This window comes from Litchfieldella anticariensis FP35 = DSM 16096, from assembly GCF_000409775.1.
Lineage (GTDB): Bacteria > Pseudomonadota > Gammaproteobacteria > Pseudomonadales > Halomonadaceae > Litchfieldella > Litchfieldella anticariensis.
Genome location: NZ_KE332391.1, coordinates 557498 through 577085 on the forward strand (window position 1 = coordinate 557498; position 19588 = coordinate 577085).

A 19588-nucleotide genomic window follows, 5' to 3' on the forward strand; every position below is an offset into this window, starting at 1 on the left:
ATCTTGAGCTGATTTTTAACGCCGTATGGGCGAGCGCAGGCAGTTTTCAGACAAACCTTAATACCGCTTTCCTGGGCAAGCAACCGAGGTCAAAGACAAGGCCGGCATGGGGAGGCTACAATATCGCCACCGCCTTATCCTCAACCTTCCAGGACCCTTCCATGGACAAGCGCACCACGACTCACTTCGGCTATCAGGAAGTCCCGATCGAGGAGAAGGCCTCGCGGGTTGCCGATGTCTTTCACTCGGTGGCAGCACGCTACGATGTCATGAACGACCTGATGTCGTTCGGTATCCACCGGCTGTGGAAGCGCCTGACGCTGGAACGCGCTGGCGTGCGCCCAGGACACCAGGTGCTCGATATCGCTGGTGGCACTGGAGATCTCACCCTGCAATTTGCACGCCGCGTCGGTCCTCGTGGCCGGGTGGTATTGGCTGATATCAATGAGTCGATGTTGCGTGTGGGCCGCGACAAGCTGCTCGATCATGGTGTGGGCGGCAATGTCGAATATGTGCAGGCCAACGCTGAGTGCTTGCCATTTCCCGACAACCATTTCGACTGCATCACCATTGCCTTCGGCCTGCGCAACGTGACCGATAAGGACGCCGCGTTGCGCTCCATGACCCGAGTACTCAAACCCGGCGGCCGCGTGCTGGTACTGGAATTCTCCAAACCGACCCATTCACTGCTGTCCAAAGCCTACGATGAATATTCCTTCCGCTTGCTGCCAAAAATGGGCGAGATGGTGGCAGGCGATGCTGACAGCTACCGCTATTTGGCTGAATCGATCCGCATGCATCCCGATCAGGAGACGCTCAAGTCGATGATGGAAGCTGCCGGTCTGGCGCGTGTCGAATACACCAACCTCACTGGCGGCATCGTCGCCCTGCATCGTGGCATCAAGTTGTAATGTTGCGCCTGATCGAACACACCCTGAATGCTCTGCTGTCTCGTGACCCGGCGGCCCCCACCCGCCTGGCGCGACTTGATGGCGCGCGGCTGCTGTTTCGCCTGGAACGCCCCCACCTGGAGTTGGTGATCCTTTTCCATGACCATGGCCTGCATCTGTACCGCCCCAACACTGGCGATGAAAGCGAAGCTGACGCTGTGGTCGAGGTCGATAGCGAGGCCTTGGGCAGCCTACTCGGTGGGGAATCCATCGAACGTTTGATGTTTGGTGGCCGATTGGCGGTACGTGGACGCACCCAACTTCTGGAAGAGGCCCGAGACTTGCTATTCGACCTTGATCTCGACTGGGAAGGCGAACTCGCCAAGTGGCTCGGTGATGCCCCGGCCCACACCCTGGCTGAAGGAGTGCACCGCTTGTCACGCTGGGGGTTGCGAACCCGACAGGAACTCCAGTCCGATGTCAGCGAATATGTATTCGAAGAGGCCCGACTGCTACCTGGGCGAGCCCAATTCGAGGTGTTACGCGACCAATTGACCGAGCTGGAGGTGGCCACGGACCGCCTTGAAGCTCGTCTGGCCCGGCTGACTCGTCGTCTGGCCGACGGGGGGAAAGGACGATGAGCTTGCGCTTGGTGTGGATCTTCTGGGTCATCACCCGCTATCGGCTGGATACCCTGATTCCCCTGGAGCGATTGCACTGGCTACCACGATTGATGTTCATCCTCTCTCCGCTGCGCCTATTCCCGGTGGGACAGCGCTCACGAGGCGAACGCCTGCGACTGGCCTTGGAGACCTTGGGACCGATTTTCGTCAAGTTCGGCCAGATGCTTTCGACCCGCCGCGACCTGCTGCCTCCGGATATCGCCAATGAACTCAAGCGCCTGCAAGACCGGGTTCCCCCCTTTCCTGGTGCGGTGGCTGAAGCGCTGGTAGAGAAGGAACTCGACATGCCATTGTCCAGCGCCTTCGCCAACTTCGACACCCAGCCATTGGCATCGGCCTCGGTTGCCCAAGTGCACGCCGCCCGCCTGCACGACGGTGAGGAGGTAGTAGTCAAGATCATTCGCCCCGGGATCGAACGCGTCATGCGTCAGGACATGGCCTTACTCTATCGCGTGGCCCGCCTGTTGCAGCGTGTCCCCGAGGCTCGTCGCTTGCGCCCGGTGGAAGTCGTCGCCGATTACGAATCGACACTGTTCGACGAACTCGACCTGCACAGAGAAGCAGCCAATACTTCCCAGCTCAAACGCAACTTCAAGGATTCACCGCTGCTCTATGTCCCAGGCATCCACTGGCCACTGACCCATCGCCGAGTCATGGTTCAGGAGCGCATCCACGGCGTGCCGGTGGCCGATCTGGATGCACTCCGCGCCCAAGGCACCGACCTGCGCAAGCTTGCCGAACGTGGCGTGGAGATCTTCTTCACCCAGGTATTCCGCGACAACTTCTTTCATGCCGACATGCACCCGGGCAACATCTTCGTCGCCCACGGCAAACCTCACGACCCACAATACATTGCTATCGACTGCGGCATCGTCGGCAGCCTGACCCGTCAGGACCAGGATTACCTGGCTCGCAATCTGCTGGCCTTCTTCCGCCAGGACTATTACGAGGTCGCTGCGCTGCATATAGAATCCGGCTGGGTCGGCGAGGACACTCGCGCCAACGAATTCGCTGCTGCCATTCGCACCGTCTGTGAGCCGATTCTTGAAAAACCACTCAAGGACATCTCCTTCGGCCAGGTGCTGCTGGGGCTGTTCCAGACGGCACGTCGCTTCAACATGGAGGTCCAACCTCAATTGGTGTTGTTGCAGAAGACATTGCTCAATATCGAGGGCCTGGGCCGTCAGCTCTATCCGGACCTGGATCTATGGAGCACTGCCAAACCCTATATCGAGCGTTGGATGAAAGAGCGTGCCGGCCCGCGCGGCCTATGGGAGTCATTGAGCCGTCAGGCACCGGAACTGACGCGCCAGCTTCCCGAATTACCGGTATTGGCCCACCAGGCATTGAGCCGTGCCGAAGGCGAACACAAGCAACGCCGTCATCAGACTGAGGCCCTTAGCGGCATGCGACACCACTTGAGCCGGGCTGCCCGCGGTGCCAGGCGACTGCGCCTAGGGTTGCTGTTGCTGGCGCTGGCGCTGGCCTGGCAGCCCCTGTGGAACTGGGCCACTGTCCAGCCCTGGCCAGTCCTGGTGGCAGCTGCCCTCGGCGTGATTCTGCTGGCTTGGAATTGACTTCCATTCCTGCAATGAACGGTTTATTGATTTTCCTCAAAGGGGCTCTCGCAATGAACGATATACTTGAACAGCTTGCCGAAGTATTAGCGCAACGCCGTCATGCGGACCCGGCGACATCCTACGTGGCATCGTTGCATCACAAAGGCCTGAACAAGATTCTCGAGAAAGTGGGCGAAGAAGCTACCGAGACGATTCTGGCTGCCAAGGACGCCGCTGACGACGTTGAAGGCCAACGGCAAGCAGTAGTCGCCGAAACCGCCGACCTGTGGTTTCATAGTCTCGTGATGCTGTCGCATCTGGGCATCGATCAACGGGACGTGTTGGACGAACTGGCACGACGTTTCGGCGTTTCCGGGTTGGACGAGAAAGCCGCCCGCCCTTCCGACCAATAAAGGGGGAACACTCCATGTTAGGTGGCATCAGTATCTGGCAGTTGCTGATCGTACTCGGCATCATCATTTTGATCTTCGGTACCAAGAAACTGCGCAATGTCGGCGGTGACTTGGGTGGTGCCGTGAAAGGCTTCAAGAAAGCCATGCACGAGGACGGCAAAGAAGAGAGCAAGGACAACGACCAGCAGCAACGCGTCGGTCGTGACGACGAGGGTAATACCTATGACGTCAAGGCCGAGCGCAAAACCGAGGAACAGGACGAGCGCAAGTAACCCTCCATGTTCGATATCGGCTTTCTCGAACTGCTGATCATCGGTGTGGTCGGCTTGCTCGTGCTCGGCCCCGAGCGCCTGCCGAAAGCAGCGCGCACTGCTGGCCTGTGGGTTGGCAAGATCAAGCGCACTGTCTCTGGCATGCAGCGGGAAATCTCCGCTCAACTGGAGGCGGAAGAACTGCGACAGAAACTCAATGAGCAACAGAAGAAGCTTGACGAGAGTCTCAGTAAGGTCAAGCGTGACGTCGAGCAATACGCCGAAGAGGATGCCAAGGATAAGAAAGATTCCAAGGCATCGGCTTCCGAAGGCGACAGCGCCAAACACACGGAGCAGGCCCTCGACACCCCCACTGACGATTCAGCCGCTACATCGGCCCGAGACAAGGATTCCCGCTCCCGATGACCTCGTCGCGTGACCCGCAGGATCAGGACCAGGCTCAGGCACCATTGATCGAACACTTGATCGAGTTGCGCTCGCGCATGATCCGTGCGTTGCTCGCCATCCTGGTAATTTTTCTGGCGCTTTATGCCTTCTCCAACGATATCTATGTTTTCGTCGCCCGGCCACTGGTGGACATGTTGCCGGAAGGCTCGCAGATGATCGCCACTGAGGTGGCCTCCCCCTTCCTGGCCCCCTTCAAACTCACCCTGGTGGTGGCGGTGTTCATTGCCGTACCTTTCGTACTGCACCAGGCTTGGGCCTTTATCGCTCCAGGCCTCTATGACAACGAGAAACGCCTGGCCATCCCTCTGCTGGCCTCCAGCGTGGCGCTATTCTACGCTGGCGCAGCCTTTGCCTATTACGTGGTTTTCCCGCTGCTGTTCCAGTTCTTCACCCAAACCGGGCCGGAGAACGTCGCGGTGATGACCGACATCAACCAGTACCTGAACTTCGTCCTCAAACTGTTCTTCGCCTTCGGCGTGGCCTTCGAGATTCCCATCGCTACCTTCCTGATGATCTACTCAGGAGCCACCACGGTAGAAAGCCTGACGAAAAAGCGCCCCTATATCGTACTGGGCTGTTTCGTGATCGGCATGCTGCTGACCCCGCCGGACGTGATCTCCCAGAGCCTACTGGCGGTGCCCATGTACCTGCTCTACGAGGTAGGCATCCTGTTCGGGCGGCTGGTACGGCGCAAACCGGACGATGAAAGTGACGAGGAAAACTCTTAGAAGGAAGAAGGAAGAAGGAAGAAGGAAGAAGGAAGAAGGAAGAAGGAAGAAGGTATGAGGGAATCAAAGCGCCGGTTTACAAGGGTTTCTTCCCTCTTCAAGGCACGAAGTGCCGTCTTCCTACTTCAAGCGGCGAAGCCGCGTCTTCCAGCTGCGAAGCAGCATTCTTTCCCTCTTCCAGGCGCGCAGCGCCGCTCTCCCATCTTTAGTTCATCATCTCATCTAGCTTGTCGACCAGTTTGAAAATGCCGCTGGCGACATCGCTGATCCTCTCGCCCAGCATATAGGCTGGGGTAGTGATCACCCGATGCTCATGATCGACGACGATCTCGTCGACCTTGCAACTACGGTGGAGACCTCCCATGGCACTGATCGCACCGGCGACGCTCGGGTCATGGCCAACGGTCACCGGAATCCCCGCTCCCAGCAGGTGGGGGACGAGCACAGGCGCAATGCACATCAGCCCGATAGGCTTGCCAGCTTCATGAAACGCAACCACTTTATCCCTGAGTAGAGGCAGTACCTCCATGTCGGCACCGGCCTCGAAGAAGTCCGAGAGATTCTTTGCCACCCCGAAGCCGCCAGGGATGATGAGTCCATCGAAATCACCCGGCTTAATTCCTTCCAGTGGCTCGATTTCTCCCCGCACCAAGCGCGCGGCCTCCACCAGCACATTGCGTCGCTCGCCCTCCACGACCTCACCACTCATATGATCGACCACGTGGTGTTGCTCGATGTCGGGGGCAAAACAGCGGTAGGCAATGCCACGTTGGTCGAGACGCAGCAAGGCCAGCGTCGCCTCATGGATTTCCGTTCCATCTTGAACACCACACCCTGCAAGGATGACCGCTACCTGGTTCTTCATATCGTTCTCCTTCGATGTACGACCCGCCAGTCCCTGCGCAGTGCGCCCTGACGAACTCTGTGAGGTGGAATCTTTCACTTTAGTGAGTCCCATCAGGTGCGACAAGCCGGCGCTTCCGACGGCGCCAGGCACTGATATACTCGAAACAACATAGACCAGATGCCATCCACTTCCTTTCCCGAGGCTGGAGCGACTGCCACTGTCATCTCATCGTCATATTCCAGCAAGACAATGAGATACATCGTCGGTCGCCACCTTTCGACCGGAGAATCGTTTTGAGCCTGTTTACTGCACGTCAATATCCTTCGACACGTCTGCGGCGCATGCGCAAGGATGACTTTTCACGGCGCCTGATGCGCGAATCGACACTTACGCCAAGTGACCTGATCTGGCCAGTGTTCGTACTCGATGGACAGGGGCGACGCGAAGCCGTGCCTTCGATGTCCGACGTCGAGCGCCTGTCGCTGGATCTACTGATTGATGAGGCCCGAGAGGCTGTCGAGTTGGGTATCCCAGCATTGGCGCTGTTCCCAGTGGTCGATGCCAGTCTCAAGAGCGAGCTGGCCGAGGAGGCCTATAACGCCTCTGGCCTGGTACAACGCAGCGTACGCGAGCTCAAGGCGGCTTTTCCCGAACTCGGAATCATCACTGACGTAGCGTTAGACCCCTACACCAGCCACGGCCAGGACGGCATTCTCGACGAGCACGGCTACGTGCACAACGATCGCACTGTTGAGACACTGCTCAAGCAGGCCCTGTCACATGCCGAGGCCGGCGCCGATGTGGTGGCCCCTTCCGACATGATGGATGGGCGGATTGGCGCGATCCGTGCCGTGCTCGAGCAGGAGCAACTGCACAATACGCGCATCATGGCGTATAGCGCCAAGTATGCGTCGCGGTACTACGGCCCCTTCCGCGATGCAGTGGGCTCGGCCACCAACTTGGGCAAGGCCGACAAGAGTACCTACCAGATGGACCCCGCCAACAGCGACGAGGCCCTGCATGAGGTAGCGCTCGATCTCAGCGAGGGTGCCGACATGGTGATGGTCAAACCCGGCATGCCCTATCTCGACGTGGTGCAGCGGGTCAAGCGGGAACTCAAGGTACCGACCTTCGCCTATCAGGTCAGCGGCGAATACGCCATGCATATGGCAGCCTTCGAGCAAGGCTGGCTGGATGCCGATGCAGTACTGCTCGAGTCGCTGATGTGCTTCAAACGAGCCGGGGCAGACGGTGTGTTGACCTATTTCGCCAAGCGAGCCGCCCGGCTGCTCGCTCAATGACGGAAGGGACTGCGCCCTTCCGCCAAGGAAGCGCTGAACAAATCGACGAGCGAGATGAAGCGCAAGGCGCACGGAGCACGGGAACCGGAGCCTATGGGGTTATAGGTGAGCTTCCGACCGGGCTGGCGCACCAGCACCGCGCAACGCAGCGATTCATTTGCGCAGGCATTTGTACGGTGCTTCTCTAACTCATGGAGGCAAGATGGAAGAACTGCGCAGTCCCGATCAGACTATGTCATCGTCCACCAGTGAAGCGGCGATCGAACGCCCAACTGCCGAGACGAACAACGATCAACCACTACGGGTCAATCGTACCCGTACTGGTATCCATGCCAAGTCGTCCCCTTCCCAGGAGACCGACCTGAGCGACCCTGCGTTGTACTTCAACCGTGAGCTGAGCAACTTGCAGTTCAACATCCGAGTACTGGAGCAGGCTCTCGACGATTCTCACCCGCTGCTCGACCGCTTGATGTTCCTGCTGATCTTCTCGTCGAACCTCGACGAATTCTTCGAGATCCGGGTCGCCGGCCTCAAGCATCAGCTCGACCTGGGCCGTGAGCAAACCGGTGCCGACGGCATGTCGCCGCGTCGGGTATTGACCGAGATCTCGCGCATCGTTCATGAGCAGGTCGAGTGCCAATACCGACTGCTCAATGAGGCTCTGATCCCGGCCTTGGAAGAACAAGGCCTTCGCTTTCGCCGTCGCGATAATTGGACCGAGGCCCAAGCGGCCTGGGTGCGCGATTATTTCGAGGATGAGATCGTTCCAGTAATTAGCCCTATCGGACTCGATCCTTCTCACCCGTTTCCGCGCCTGGTCAACAAGAGCCTCAACTTTATCGTCGAACTCGAAGGCAAGGATGCGTTCGGCCGTGAAGGAGGCATGGCCATCCTGCCGGCACCACGTTCACTACCACGCCTGATCGCCCTGCCGCCTGAACTGTGCAGCGAGGACTACAGTGAATACGTGTTCCTGTCGTCGATGATCCATGCCCACGCCGACTCGGTGTTTCCCGGCATGCAGGTACGTGGCTGCTATCAGTTCCGTCTGACCCGCAATGCTGACCTGTCGGTGGACCCGGAGGAAGTCTCGGACCTGGCATCGGCACTGCGCGGCGAATTGCTGGCACGGCGTTATGGCAGCGGCGTACGCCTGGAAGTGGCCGACAATTGTCCTGACGACCTGGCGGCGTTCCTGCTCGAGCAGTTCGAACTCGACGAGCAGGATCTTTATCGGGTCAACGGCCCGGTCAACCTGACACGGATGATGTCGGTACTCAATGTCGTGGAACGCCCTGACCTGCGTTATCGTCCCTTCACTCCCGGCCTACCCAAGCCGCTCAAGAAGGGTGACAGCCTGTTCAGTGCCATCTCTGACGGCGATATCCTGTTGCATCATCCCTTCCAGGCCTTCTCTCCTGTCGAGGAACTGCTCGCCGAAGCCGCCCGCGATCCCAACGTGCTGGCGATCAAGCAGACGCTTTACCGAACCGGTGCCGACTCGCAGATCGTAAGCGCACTGGTGGAGGCGGCACGCAGCGGTAAGGAAGTCACGGTGGTGATCGAACTCCGTGCGCGTTTCGACGAGGCCGACAACCTGCAACTCGCCTCTCGCCTGCAAGAGGCCGGCGCGATCGTCATCTATGGCGTGATGGCCTACAAGACGCATGCCAAGATGATGCACATCGTGCGCCGCGAGAAGGGCGGACTGCGTTATTACGCGCATCTCGGTACCGGCAACTACCACTCCAAGACTGCGCGTCTTTACACCGACTACAGCCTGCTCACCGCCAACGAAAAGCTGTGCGAGGACGTACACAAGGTTTTTCAGCAGCTCTCGGGAATGGGCAAGGCTCGACACATCGAGACCCTGCTGCATGCCCCATTCACGCTCCACGAACGCTTGGTGGAGATGATCGAGCGCGAGGCAATGTATGCCGAGAAAGGCAAGCGCGCTCATGTAATCATCAAGTGCAATTCGCTGACCGAACCTCGGTTGATCCGGGCGCTATATCGTGCGTCCAAGGCCGGCGTGGAGTGCGACCTGATCATCCGCGGCATGTGCTGTCTGCGGCCCGGGGTACCAGGCATTTCCGAGAATATCCGCGTGCGTTCGATCGTCGGCCGTTTCCTGGAACACACACGAGTCTTCTATTTCCACAATGACGGTAAGCCAGAAGTCTGGGCATCGAGCGCCGACTTCATGGAACGCAACATGTTCCATCGCGTGGAGACCTGTTTCCCGCTGCTCGACAAGAAGTTGGCGGCGCGGGTACGCAAGGATCTGGAGACCTATTTGGTGGACAATTGCCAGAGCTGGTTACTGCAACCCGACGGCAGTTATATCCAGCAACATCCAGGCGACGGCGCTCCGATCAGCGCTCAGGAGACATTGCTCTACGCTTATGCCGCCAAGGCGTAGGTTTTGTCTGAAAACTGTCTGCTCTCGACAGGGATGTCGAGCGAGCCGTGATGGCTCACCCTCTCTTGAATACTCGTAGATCCTCTGAGTCGAAGCCGTCGACTTCCAGCGGTAGTCCTTTCTCCTCGCGCCGCTGGCGCACCTTCAGGCGTTCCGCCAGGCGTTCGGCATCATCGTCCGGGGTGCGACCGTTGAGCTCGGCGAGTTGATGCATGCCCTGATGATAGAAAGACAGGACAGCTAGTGCATTGGCGTCGCCTTCTTCGACCCGACGGCGCAATGTTGGCAGATAACCACTCACCTGTGACAGGTGATGCTTCAATCGCCATACATAACGTGCTTCGGTCATCCAAGGACGTTCACGCAGTACGGTGAAAACCAGACTGGTGGCCAGCAAGCCAAGCAGAACACCCAATGCATTGAGCCATAGACTGGAGCCGAAGGCCGCAGTGAGCAACTGCGAGAACAGCAACCCGAATACGATGAACTGCATGGCCATGGCCACGCTGATCAGCCGCGTCTTGCGGCGATAGGCCCGGGGGTCATGATGCTCGAGATGGAAGTACATCGGCCAGCGATCCTTGGGGTTGCGGAGTCTGCGGCGAATTATCCTGTGATCGCCGGCCGAGGTACAGCTATCCCAGTTGTGCCGCTGCCATACTCAGGAGGTGTTCGGTGGTTTCCCACCCCAGGCAGGCATCGGTGATCGAGACGCCATAACGCAACATGCCGGGCTGCAATGCCTGCTTGCCCCCATGCAGATGACTTTCTAGCATCACGCCAATCAAGCTGCGATCTCCGGCCAGTCGTTGGTCCAATACGTCCTGCAGCACCTGCCCCTGGCGTCGATGATCCTTACGGGAATTGGCATGACTGCAATCGACCATCAGGCGTGGTTCGAGCCCAGCGGACTCCAAGGTTCGGCGGCATGCCTGTACGGCATCCGCATGGTAATTCGGCTCGCCACGGCCACCACGCAGCACCATGTGAGTATGAGGATTGCCGGGTGTTTCACGCATGTAAGCACGGCCGTCCAGGTCGAGGGCAAAATGACGATGCCCATGCGCTGCAGCGTGAATTGCATCGACGGCAACACCGACCCCTCCATCGGTAGCATTCTTGAACCCTACAGCCGCTTCCAGGCCACTGGCCAATTCACGATGGACCTGCGACTCGGTGGTACGCGCACCGATCGCCACCCAGGCCAGCAGATCCTCGAGATAAGGAGCGATCATTGGCTGCAACAGCTCGGTGGCAACCGGTAACCCTAGAGCAGCCACGTCACGCATCAACTCGCGCGAAAGTGCCAGACCATGGACCATATCATCGCTGCCATCGAGATGGGGGTCGTAAGCCAACCCTTTCCATCCCACTGTAGTGCGTGGTTTTTCCACGTAGACACGCATTACCACCAGCAGGCGATCTTCTACCCGTCGCGCAAGCACACTAAGGTTCTCGGCATACTCGCGTGCCGCCCGGGGGTCATGAATCGAGCAGGGCCCGACCACTACCAACAGGCGATCGTCACGACCGTCGAGAATAGCGCGAATGGCTTCGCGGTGGGCTTGGATGTGTTCCCTGAGGGCCACGTCCACGGGGAATCGCTGACGTAGTTCGTGTGGAGTCGGCAGACTGTCGCCGCGCGTCGGTGAGGGAGTCGCGGCGGGTGTTCCGGTCATGGGAAGCTGGGCAGTCATCGGTTCTGTCCTTGGCGAAGTATCGAACATCGGATTGATGAGCCACCAATGCACTGCCGGCCGGAGGTGGCGAACTGTGCCGACCGGATATCGCTAAATCGCCAATCGCCATAGCCCGGATAATAGCGAGCGATCGAGGCGTGAGCGATATCAGCGATGCGGTCGTACATGTTCTTGCTCCTTATCGAATAAAAAACCGGCCAACGAAAAAACCCCGGTCGGGTTGCCGACCGGGGGTTCTGAGAAACTGGAGGAGGCAACCCGTGGGTGGTAGGGCGCGCCTCGCGGTTCAGGTCAGTCTGACCTGGCCGCCGGCACGCCGGCGCTAAACCAATAGCCCCAATACCAGAACGAACTCGCTGCCAACGGCGCAACGAACGCCCCGCCACGAGCGGGCGTCACATTCAGCGGTTGGTTGACGAGATCGACGGTCATGAGCTGACTCCAGATATTATTGGTTTTCATCCTACACGGCCGAGAGGGTGTTTACAAACTACGGCGCTAGGCCATGCTGTGTTGAAATCAGCCCAGCAACTGTACCCAGGCGATAGTGGCCGGCAACGCACTCATGCCCACCAGGACAGCAAGTCCCAGGAACACGGTCAACAGGCCACTCTCGTCCTTGAAGTTAGGATCGTATTCCGCCATTCTGCCTTCTCCCGATGAACTGAAACTAAAGATACTTCATTCTAACGCAGGTGACGCCCGCCATCGACTGGCAGTATCACCCCCGTGACATAACGGTTGTCGAGCAAGTAGCGCAGACTCTGGTAGATCACCCCCGGGCCGGGAATCATTCCCATCGCTGATTTGGCCATGGCCTTTTCGGCATAGGCCGCATCGTCCCCTTTTCCCAACATGATCAATGCGGGAGCGATGGCATTGACCTGGATGCTCGGTGCATACATGGCAGCGAAGGACAGTGTCAAATTATCGAGTCCTGCCTTGGTTGCTGCATAGGCAGCGTGCTTTTTCGACCCCTTGCGTACCACGAAATCGGTCATGTGAACGATGTCACGTTGGGGCTCGGGGCAAGCCTCTAGCAACTCACGGCATTGCAGGTTGATCAGGTAGGGAGCCTGCATGTGCACTCGGAACAGCCGCTCGAAATTGGCACCAGCATCCTGTTCAAGGCTATCCGGTGCCCAATCGCTGGCGTTATGCACAATGGCACGCAGCGAGCTCGTCTCCGCTTTGAGCCGTGCGATGAAATCGAGAATTCCTGCTTCGGTGGAGAAATCAGCTTGTAGGGTCACCACACCTCGACGACGCAGCGTCTCGAGCTCGTCGCGCTCACGTCGATAGCTGATGACCACCGGATGGCCATCGTCGAGCAAGCGTTCGGCGCAATGGCGTCCCAAGCGCTGGGCGCCGCCAGTAATCAGGATTGGAGACGCGCTCATGAGCCGGTCCCCTGTTTCAGGCTCCCTACAGTGGGCACTATGGGGATGCGCGGTGCATAGGCAAATACGTCCGAGAATACCCGCGACGGCTCGAGCCCAAGCGATGCCAATACATCCACACAGGCATAGACCATCCCCGGAGAACCCGAGACATATACGTCATGACCGTGAATATCGCCAAGATCCCGCGCCAGCGCCCGATCGATCCGTCCCAGATGAGCGGTCACCCGGGTGTCGGCGAAGTTTTCTTCAAGGGGTGACTCGATCACGCCGTGAAAATGAAAATGAGGGTGTTCGAGCGCCCATTGCCGCGCCAGGCTTTCCAGATAGAGATCACGGCGCTCACGCACCGCCCACCACAGGTCGATGGGCCGTGAAGCGTCCTGCCTCAGGGCCGCCTCGACAATCGCCTTCATCTGAGCGAAGCCGGTACCGGCAGCGATCAGAGTCAAGGGGCGGCGACTGGTGTCATCGAGCACGCACTCGCCTTCCGGTAGACGCACGGTGAGTTGGGCAGCGTGCTGCATCAGTTCACGCAGAAGCGCTGAATTGGCGCGCTCCGGCCAATGCTGGATGTGCAACTCGAGCATGCCATCGCCGAGATGGGCATTGGCAATGGAAAACGGCACCCAAGTCTCATCATTGAGCCTGAGTTCGAGGTACTGACCAGGGGCATGCTCCATGGCCTCGGCACGGCCCTCCAGATGTACGCGAAAGACGTCCGGGGTGAGATCTTCCACCACCGTGACTTGGCAGGTCAGGGTCCTGGCCGTCATGGTGTCCTCTTGTGATTGGCGGGGCTATCCCCGGGCAGCGTGATATCCAGCTCGTCCCAGCGAGCCTCTACACGCGCCTTGATCGTTTCATCCATCACGATGGGTGTGCCCCATTCGCGATCGGTCTCTCCAGGCCACTTGCTGGTCGCATCCAGACCCATCTTCGACCCCAACCCAGCCACCGGTGAAGCGAAGTCCAGGTAATCGATCGGAGTATTTTCTACCATTACCGTATCACGGGCCGGATCCATGCGCGTGGTGATGGCCCAGATCACGTCCTGCCAGTCACGAGCATCGACGTCGTCGTCGAGTACCACCACGAACTTGGTGTACATGAACTGACGCAGGAAACTCCACACTCCCATCATCACGCGCTTGGCATGCCCAGGGTATTGCTTCCGCATGGTCACTACCGCCATGCGGTAGGAGCATCCTTCCGGCGGCAGGTAGAAATCGACGATCTCGGGAAATTGCTTCTGCAGAATGGGCACGAACACTTCGTTGAGTGCCAACCCCAACACCGCCGGCTCGTCAGGAGGACGGCCGGTGTAGGTCGAGTGATAGATAGGATCGCGACGATGGGTGATCCGCTCCACTGTGAATACCGGGAAGGTCTCGACCTCGTTGTAGTAACCGGTATGATCGCCGTAGGGGCCCTCGGGAGCAGTATCGTCGGGATAGATGAAGCCCTCGAGGATGATCTCGCTCGAGGCCGGCACCTCCAGATCGGCATGGCCGCACTTAACCAGTTCGGTACGCGAACCGCGTAACAATCCGGCAAATGCGTATTCGGAAAGCGAATCCGGCACTGGGGTCACGGCACCGAGAATGGTTGCCGGGTCGGCACCGAGTGCCACCGCCACAGGGAAAGGCTCGCCAGGGTTCTTCTTCTGGAACTCTTGAAAGTCCAACGCCCCGCCGCGATGCGATAGCCAACGCATGACCAATCGGTTCTTGCCAAGCTTCTGCTGGCGGTAGATACCCAGATTCTGACGCGTTTTGTGTGGCCCCTTGGTCACCACCAACGCCCAAGTCACCAACGGAGCCACATCGCCAGGCCAGCAGTGCTGGATCGGCAGCTTGTCGAGATCGACCGCGTCGCCTTCCAACACTACCTCCTGTACTGGCGCGGAACGCAGCGTCTTGGGCCCCATACTCATTACCTGCTTGAAGATCGGTAACTTGTCCCAGGCGTCACGAAAGCCCTTGGGTGGATCGGGCTCCTTGAGGAAGGCTAGGAGTTTGCCCACCTCGCGCAGCGCCGCCACCGAATCTTGCCCCATACCCAGCGCCACTCTCTTAGGCGTGCCGAAAAGGTTGCCGAGTAGCGGTATGTCATGGCCCTTGACGTTTTCGAACAACAGCGCCGGACCGCCTGCACGCAAGGTGCGGTCGCAGATCTCGGTAATTTCCAGGTAAGGATCGACCTCGGCGGTGACCCGCTGAAGCTCGCCCATCTCCTCCAGAGCGGCGATGAATTCGCGCAAGTCCTTATACTTCACATCCAGTTTCCCGTTCCCCGAACGACGAAAGGGGCAGAATAGCATCCACCCCTTCGGTTTTCCGTCCAATCTCCGCCGCCTACATCGGTCAGGAGCGTAATGAGCGATGCGAAGACAAAGCGAATCCTCTTATCTCCTCTTCATGGCCTCGAAAAACTCGAGATTGGTCTTCGTATCCTTGAGGCGGTCGATCAGGAATTCGGTGGCCGCAGTATCGTCCATCGGGTTGAGCAACTTGCGCAGGATCCACATCCGTTGCATCTCTTCCTCGGAGGCGATCAGGTCCTCGCGGCGAGTGCCGGAGCGACGGATGTTGATCGCCGGGTAGACGCGGCGCTCAGCCAGCTTGCGATCGAGGTGGGCCTCCATATTGCCGGTGCCCTTGAACTCCTCGAAGATAACTTCGTCCATCTTGGAGCCGGTATCGACCAGGGCGGTGGCAATGATGGTCAGGCTACCGCCTTCCTCGATGTTGCGCGCCGCCCCGAAGAAACGCTTGGGCTTCTCCAAGGCATGGGCATCGACCCCACCAGTGAGCACCTTACCCGAGGACGGCACCACGGTGTTGTAAGCACGCGCCAGGCGGGTGATGGAATCGAGCAGGATGACAACGTCTTTCTTGTGCTCGACCAAGCGTTTGGCCTTCTCGATGACCATTTCGGCAACCTGGACGTGGCGCGCCGGCGGCTCGTCGAAGGTCGAAGCGACCACTTCGCCGCGCACCGTACGCGACATCTCGGTCACTTCCTCCGGGCGCTCATCGATCAATAACACGATCAGATGGCACTCGGGATTGTTGCGGGTGATCGAGGTGGCGATGTTCTGCAACATCAAGGTTTTGCCCGCCTTGGGCGGTGAAACGATCAGGCCACGCTGTCCCTTGCCAATGGGGGCGGTGAGGTCGATGATCCGCGCCGTGATGTCCTCTGTGGAACCACTGCCGATCTCCATCACCAAACGCTCCTGGGGGAACAGCGGCGTGAGATTCTCGAAGAGAATCTTGTGCTTGGCATTCTCCGGCTTGTCGAAGTTGATCTGGCTGACCTTCAACAATGCAAAATAACGCTCACCTTCCTTGGGTGGACGAATCTTGCCGGAAATGGAGTCGCCTTTGCGTAGGTTGAAGCGCCGAATCTGCGATGGCGAGACATAGATGTCATCAGGACCGGCGAGGTAGGAACTGTCGGCGCTTCGCAAAAAGCCGAAGCCATCCTGGAGGATCTCCAGCACACCATCGCCATAGATGTCTTCGCCACTCTTGGCATGCTTCTTGAGGATGGCGAAGATGATGTCCTGCTTGCGTGACCGGGCCAGGTTATCGATGCCCATTTCCCGGGCGATATCCAAAAGCTCCGGCACGGTCTTTTGCTTGAGTTCGGTAAGATTCATCGTTGGTTCAGAAATTGCTCGTGTCAGCGTGGCGGCAAGGCGCCGGAAAAAAGACAGGAGGCGGTGATGGTACGCCGCGTGGTGCGTTCAGAGCCCGGGAGGCATCCACTCTCTTATGCTCGCCCGGTGGTCGTTTCACATGGAAACGCTATGGGCGATACCAAAACCGAGGGGAGCAGTGTTCATGTCGCCTGATGAGCAGCTTATGACGCCATGCTCATGATCACGAAACGGAATCAGCGGGCTATCTGACGGCTTGGAAACTAGACCGCGACGGGGACGCCGTGTAACGGTCGGAAAGTATTCGGAACAGGCGAACGTCTCGATGGTAGTCAAGCACGGGACCAAACGCAAGTCCTATGCGTATTTCTGCTACACCTCTTCTTCCACCTGTGACGATTGACAAGCCTTCGAGGGGCACGCAACCTTGACCTATCCAGACCAAAGGAACGCTCCATGACCCGTCATACGGCCATGCGCAGGATGCTAGCCAAGGGACCACGCCGTCTCGCTGCCATCGACTTGGGCTCCAACAGTTTTCACCTGCTGGTCGCCAATTACCATAACGGCGAGTTACAGGTCGTCGCCAAACTTGGTGAGAAGGTCCAACTCGCCGCCGGGCTCGATGCCCAGGATCAGCTGAGTGAAGCTGCCATGGAGCGTGCCCTCGACTGCCTGGCCCGCTTCGCTCCCTTCATTGGCGACATCCCCCCGGCCAGTCTACGAATCGTCGGTACCAATGCTCTGCGTGCCGCTACCAATAGCCGCACCTTGATCGAACGTGCCGAAGCGCTGCTGGGCCATGGTATAGAAATCATCGCGGGGCGCGAGGAGGCCCGCCTGATTTATCTGGGCGCCGCTCATGCCCTGGCCGATGTGCTTGGCCGACGGCTGATCGTCGATATCGGAGGCGGCTCCACCGAATTCATCATTGGTGAGAAGTTCGAGCCATTGGCACTGGAAAGCCTGGACATGGGCTGCGTGGCCTACACCCGACGATTTTTTGCCGATGGTGAGATCACTGAGAAACGATTTCGCAAGGCCGAGCTCGCGGCGCTCTCAGAGTTAGCCAACATTCGCCGCCATTTCCGCGAGTTGGGGTGGGTAGACCCGGTAGGTTCCAGCGGCACCATCAAGGCTGCAGCCGCAGTACTCGCTGCTAGCGATGAGAGTCCAGAGGGTATGATCAAACGCCAAGGATTACTGGCTTTACGTAAGCGCCTGATCAAGTGTAAACGGCTCGATAGAGTCGTCATGGATGGCTTGAAGGAGGATCGAGCCACGGTTTTTCCTGCTGGCATTGCCATTCTGTGTGCCATCTTCGAAGCCTTCGAGCTCGACCACATGCGCTACTCTGACGGTGCCTTGCGCGAGGGCGTTCTCTACGACTTGGCCGGTCGTCATACTGCCGAGGATTCGCGCCTGCAAACGCTGACCACTCTGCGGCGACGCTACGGTGTCGATGGGCGCCAGGCTGACAATGTCGCCGCCACCGCTAGAGAGGCCCTGGCACAGGTCCAGGAAGACTGGCAAATCGACGACAACCAGGGGCAGTTCCTCGACTGGGCAGCACAACTGCATGAAATCGGTCTGGCCGTCTCACACAGTCAATTTCATCGCCATGGCGCTTATCTGTTGGAAAATTCCGATCTGCCGGGTTTCTCACGGCCGGAACAACAAGCGCTGGCCTTTCTGGTACGAGCACATCGTCGCAAGTTTCCCATCAAGGAACTGGAAAACATGACGACCAACCAACCGACGCTGGGAAGGCTGGCACGCCTACTGCGCTTGGCGGTGATTCTCAATCATTCACGCCCCGAGAAGTCGGTACGCGGTTTTCGCCTGGAGGTCACAGGTGATGACCTACGTGTGGAACTCCAGGAACTGAATGACCAGACGCTGCTCGTCAATGATCTTGAGCAGGAGGCGGAGTATCAACGTGCGGCCGGTTTCCAATTGACGATCGAGCCTTCGCTGGAAACAACCGCCAACCTGCGTTCGTGATTCCTCCGCCGGGCAACTCCTCTCCCAGCACGGCGACCACCTGGTCGCCATGCCAGACCACCAATAAACGGGCACGTTGCCAGGGTGGTACCCCATACTCCTGCAGAAGTCGCTTGAGGTCACGGCGCCCACGTCTCGGCAGATGCAGGCACTCGCCACCTCGGCGTGGCCGCAAAATCAGACTGGCATCCCCTCCCGACTCCTTTTCCAGCACCATGGCCAATTGTCCGGCCGGGGTTTGCAGCACTGTCCGGCCATCCCATTGCCGTTGCCAATCGTTCGGCAAATCCTCGGTAGGTACTTGTAGATAGAGCCGGCCCCGCCATACTCGCGCCTCCCCTCCAATCCAATTCACGTGCACCCTGGCATCGCGCCGAGCCTCCAGTTGCCCGATCAGGGTCGCCAAGCGTGAGGCAGGCGGCATCGTCAATTCCAAGTGTTCACAGCAATGACGGATCAGCAGCCGCTGGCGTGGTAGGGACAGAGAAGCGAGACACGAGAGCGGCAGGCAGCCAGGCTCGCCCCCCGCCAGAGACAGATCATGACTCGCCAGTTCCGCCAGCAGTGCATCAGCCTCCCCGGCCCAAGTTGCCGTTTGTGCCAATGACGCTTCGGCAGTTGGCCAACGACTTTCCAACAGCGGCAATACCTGATGGCGCAGGAAGTTGCGATCCAGGCCGACGTCGACGTTACTTGGATCCTCAACCCAAACCAAGCCACGACGAACTGCCTCGGTTTCCAGCTCTTCACGCGGGACATCGAGCCAAGGACGCACGAGATAGCGTCCTTGCCAGACCCGTGCGCCAGGCATCGCCGCCAAGCCGCGTATGCCACTGCCGCGCAAGGCTGCCAGCAGAAAGGTTTCGGCCTGGTCCTTGCGGTGCTGGGCCAACCATAGCACGTCACCAGCCGGCACACGTTTGGCGAAGGCTGCATAGCGTGCCTCACGCGCAGCTCCTTCCCAGCCCAATCCACGACCTGTCGCCACTGCAACACGTTCGATGAATAGCGGCACCCCAAGCCGTGAGCACAGCACCTGACAATGGCGCTCGAACTCGCCCGCCGAGGCCTGTAGGCCATGGTTCACATGCAAGGCATACACAGGGCGTGCTTGGTCATGGGCGGCACGGATAGTAAGGGTCAACAGTAGGCTGGAATCCAGCCCGCCCGAGAGGGCGATCCAGACGGGACGCCCCGGCGGAGTTTCCGCCAAGGCGTGCTCGATCAACGCTTGAGGTGACATGTCATTTCCCTC

20 protein-coding genes are annotated in these 19588 nt (G+C 59.0%); 10 read left to right on the forward strand and 10 right to left on the reverse strand.

Going from position 1 to position 19588, the window contains the following annotated elements; genetic code table 11:
• The first annotated feature begins 161 nt into the window (after positions 1–161).
• From ubiE to tatC, 7 genes are read left to right on the forward strand one after another with little or no spacing between them, the layout of a single operon-like run.
• A complete protein-coding gene (gene ubiE / locus L861_RS14965) occupies positions 162–911 on the forward strand; it encodes a bifunctional demethylmenaquinone methyltransferase/2-methoxy-6-polyprenyl-1,4-benzoquinol methylase UbiE (protein ID WP_016417310.1) in 750 nt (249 codons plus the stop codon).
• Positions 911–1531 carry a ubiquinone biosynthesis accessory factor UbiJ gene (locus L861_RS14970; RefSeq protein ID WP_016417311.1) on the forward strand — a complete coding sequence of 207 codons (621 nt, stop codon included), beginning with the start codon at positions 911–913 and terminating at the stop codon, positions 1529–1531. The genes ubiE and L861_RS14970 overlap by 1 nt, the downstream gene beginning before the upstream one ends.
• On the forward strand, positions 1528–3150 hold the full coding sequence (ubiB, locus tag L861_RS14975; protein WP_016417312.1) for a ubiquinone biosynthesis regulatory protein kinase UbiB: 1623 nt from the start codon (positions 1528–1530) through the stop codon (positions 3148–3150). The genes L861_RS14970 and ubiB overlap by 4 nt, the downstream gene beginning before the upstream one ends.
• Before the next feature lie 53 nt (positions 3151–3203).
• The gene (locus tag L861_RS14980) at positions 3204–3545 is read left to right on the forward strand and encodes a phosphoribosyl-ATP diphosphatase (protein ID WP_016417313.1); all 342 of its coding nucleotides are present in this window, start codon (positions 3204–3206) and stop codon (positions 3543–3545) included.
• Between the two features lie 14 nt (positions 3546–3559).
• On the forward strand, positions 3560–3817 hold the full coding sequence (gene tatA / locus L861_RS14985) for a Sec-independent protein translocase subunit TatA (RefSeq protein ID WP_016417314.1): 258 nt from the start codon (positions 3560–3562) through the stop codon (positions 3815–3817).
• A gap of 6 nt (positions 3818–3823) precedes the next feature.
• Positions 3824–4222 (forward strand): Sec-independent protein translocase protein TatB, encoded by a 399-nt coding sequence (gene tatB, locus L861_RS14990; RefSeq protein WP_016417315.1) that lies wholly within the window; start codon positions 3824–3826, stop codon positions 4220–4222.
• Complete coding sequence (gene tatC, locus L861_RS14995) at positions 4219–4992, forward strand: twin-arginine translocase subunit TatC (protein WP_016417316.1); 774 nt, start codon at positions 4219–4221, stop codon at positions 4990–4992. The genes tatB and tatC overlap by 4 nt, the downstream gene beginning before the upstream one ends.
• Before the next feature lie 205 nt (positions 4993–5197).
• On the opposite strand, the gene elbB is transcribed toward tatC, so the two are convergent.
• On the reverse strand, positions 5198–5857 hold the full coding sequence (elbB, locus tag L861_RS15000; RefSeq protein WP_016417317.1) for an isoprenoid biosynthesis glyoxalase ElbB: 660 nt from the start codon (positions 5855–5857) through the stop codon (positions 5198–5200).
• Between the two features lie 275 nt (positions 5858–6132).
• Here elbB and hemB point away from each other — a divergent pair, with 275 nt between their 5' ends.
• Both hemB and ppk1 read left to right on the forward strand, forming a co-directional pair.
• Entirely contained in the window at positions 6133–7140 is a 1008-nt protein-coding gene (gene hemB, locus L861_RS15005) for a porphobilinogen synthase (protein WP_016417319.1), read from the forward strand.
• 232 nt (positions 7141–7372) lie between these two features.
• On the forward strand, positions 7373–9562 hold the full coding sequence (gene ppk1, locus L861_RS15010) for a polyphosphate kinase 1 (protein ID WP_035568553.1): 2190 nt from the start codon (positions 7373–7375) through the stop codon (positions 9560–9562).
• A 55-nt stretch (positions 9563–9617) separates the two neighbouring features.
• Here the strand turns inward: ppk1 and L861_RS15015 are convergent, their stop codons facing one another.
• From L861_RS15015 to rho, 8 genes are all read right to left on the reverse strand, one after another.
• The gene (locus tag L861_RS15015; protein WP_016417321.1) at positions 9618–10130 is read right to left on the reverse strand and encodes a DUF3087 family protein; all 513 of its coding nucleotides are present in this window, start codon (positions 10128–10130) and stop codon (positions 9618–9620) included.
• Between the two features lie 67 nt (positions 10131–10197).
• A complete protein-coding gene (locus L861_RS15020) occupies positions 10198–11259 on the reverse strand; it encodes a 3-deoxy-7-phosphoheptulonate synthase (protein ID WP_016417322.1) in 1062 nt (353 codons plus the stop codon).
• 294 nt (positions 11260–11553) lie between these two features.
• A complete protein-coding gene (locus tag L861_RS24720) occupies positions 11554–11694 on the reverse strand; it encodes a hypothetical protein (protein WP_016417324.1) in 141 nt (46 codons plus the stop codon).
• A gap of 87 nt (positions 11695–11781) precedes the next feature.
• Positions 11782–11907 carry a hypothetical protein gene (locus L861_RS25185; RefSeq protein ID WP_016417325.1) on the reverse strand — a complete coding sequence of 42 codons (126 nt, stop codon included), beginning with the start codon at positions 11905–11907 and terminating at the stop codon, positions 11782–11784.
• 41 nt (positions 11908–11948) lie between these two features.
• Complete coding sequence (gene folM / locus L861_RS15025) at positions 11949–12662, reverse strand: dihydromonapterin reductase (protein WP_016417326.1); 714 nt, start codon at positions 12660–12662, stop codon at positions 11949–11951.
• On the reverse strand, positions 12659–13438 hold the full coding sequence (locus tag L861_RS15030) for an NAD(P)H-flavin reductase (RefSeq protein ID WP_016417327.1): 780 nt from the start codon (positions 13436–13438) through the stop codon (positions 12659–12661). Before L861_RS15030 ends, folM begins: the two co-directional genes overlap by 4 nt.
• Positions 13435–14940 (reverse strand): 4-hydroxy-3-polyprenylbenzoate decarboxylase, encoded by a 1506-nt coding sequence (gene ubiD, locus L861_RS15035; protein ID WP_027948113.1) that lies wholly within the window; start codon positions 14938–14940, stop codon positions 13435–13437. The genes L861_RS15030 and ubiD overlap by 4 nt, the downstream gene beginning before the upstream one ends.
• 129 nt (positions 14941–15069) lie before the next feature.
• Positions 15070–16329 carry a transcription termination factor Rho gene (rho, locus tag L861_RS15040; protein WP_016417329.1) on the reverse strand — a complete coding sequence of 420 codons (1260 nt, stop codon included), beginning with the start codon at positions 16327–16329 and terminating at the stop codon, positions 15070–15072.
• Positions 16330–16785: 456 nt separating this feature from the next.
• Between rho and ppx the strand changes: the two genes are divergently transcribed.
• On the forward strand, positions 16786–18333 hold the full coding sequence (gene ppx, locus L861_RS15045; protein ID WP_016417330.1) for an exopolyphosphatase: 1548 nt from the start codon (positions 16786–16788) through the stop codon (positions 18331–18333).
• Here ppx and tilS read toward each other — a convergent pair.
• Positions 18236–19576: a tRNA lysidine(34) synthetase TilS gene (tilS, locus tag L861_RS15050; RefSeq protein ID WP_016417331.1), complete on the reverse strand. Its 1341-nt coding sequence runs from the start codon at positions 19574–19576 to the stop codon at positions 18236–18238. The genes ppx and tilS overlap by 98 nt on opposite strands.
• Between the last annotated feature and the right edge of the window lie 12 nt (positions 19577–19588).

Bases quoted from the DNA above. Each gene is read 5' to 3' on its own strand.
- L861_RS15030 (WP_016417327.1), bottom strand. From the start codon at position 13,438: ATGACGGCCAGGACCCTGACCTGCCAAGTCACGGTGGTGGAAGATCTC.
- ppk1 (WP_035568553.1), top strand. From the start codon at position 7,373: ATGTCATCGTCCACCAGTGAAGCGGCGATCGAACGCCCAACTGCCGAG.
- L861_RS14970 (WP_016417311.1), top strand. From the start codon at position 911: ATGTTGCGCCTGATCGAACACACCCTGAATGCTCTGCTGTCTCGTGAC.
- tatB (WP_016417315.1), top strand. From the start codon at position 3,824: ATGTTCGATATCGGCTTTCTCGAACTGCTGATCATCGGTGTGGTCGGC.
- L861_RS14980 (WP_016417313.1), top strand. From the start codon at position 3,204: ATGAACGATATACTTGAACAGCTTGCCGAAGTATTAGCGCAACGCCGT.
- tatA (WP_016417314.1), top strand. From the start codon at position 3,560: ATGTTAGGTGGCATCAGTATCTGGCAGTTGCTGATCGTACTCGGCATC.
- ubiE (WP_016417310.1), top strand. From the start codon at position 162: ATGGACAAGCGCACCACGACTCACTTCGGCTATCAGGAAGTCCCGATC.
- L861_RS25185 (WP_016417325.1), bottom strand. From the start codon at position 11,907: ATGGCGGAATACGATCCTAACTTCAAGGACGAGAGTGGCCTGTTGACC.
- tilS (WP_016417331.1), bottom strand. From the start codon at position 19,576: ATGTCACCTCAAGCGTTGATCGAGCACGCCTTGGCGGAAACTCCGCCG.
- L861_RS15020 (WP_016417322.1), bottom strand. From the start codon at position 11,259: ATGACTGCCCAGCTTCCCATGACCGGAACACCCGCCGCGACTCCCTCA.
- L861_RS15015 (WP_016417321.1), bottom strand. From the start codon at position 10,130: ATGTACTTCCATCTCGAGCATCATGACCCCCGGGCCTATCGCCGCAAG.
- ubiB (WP_016417312.1), top strand. From the start codon at position 1,528: ATGAGCTTGCGCTTGGTGTGGATCTTCTGGGTCATCACCCGCTATCGG.
- tatC (WP_016417316.1), top strand. From the start codon at position 4,219: ATGACCTCGTCGCGTGACCCGCAGGATCAGGACCAGGCTCAGGCACCA.
- rho (WP_016417329.1), bottom strand. From the start codon at position 16,329: ATGAATCTTACCGAACTCAAGCAAAAGACCGTGCCGGAGCTTTTGGAT.
- L861_RS24720 (WP_016417324.1), bottom strand. From the start codon at position 11,694: ATGACCGTCGATCTCGTCAACCAACCGCTGAATGTGACGCCCGCTCGT.
- ppx (WP_016417330.1), top strand. From the start codon at position 16,786: ATGACCCGTCATACGGCCATGCGCAGGATGCTAGCCAAGGGACCACGC.
- elbB (WP_016417317.1), bottom strand. From the start codon at position 5,857: ATGAAGAACCAGGTAGCGGTCATCCTTGCAGGGTGTGGTGTTCAAGAT.
- folM (WP_016417326.1), bottom strand. From the start codon at position 12,662: ATGAGCGCGTCTCCAATCCTGATTACTGGCGGCGCCCAGCGCTTGGGA.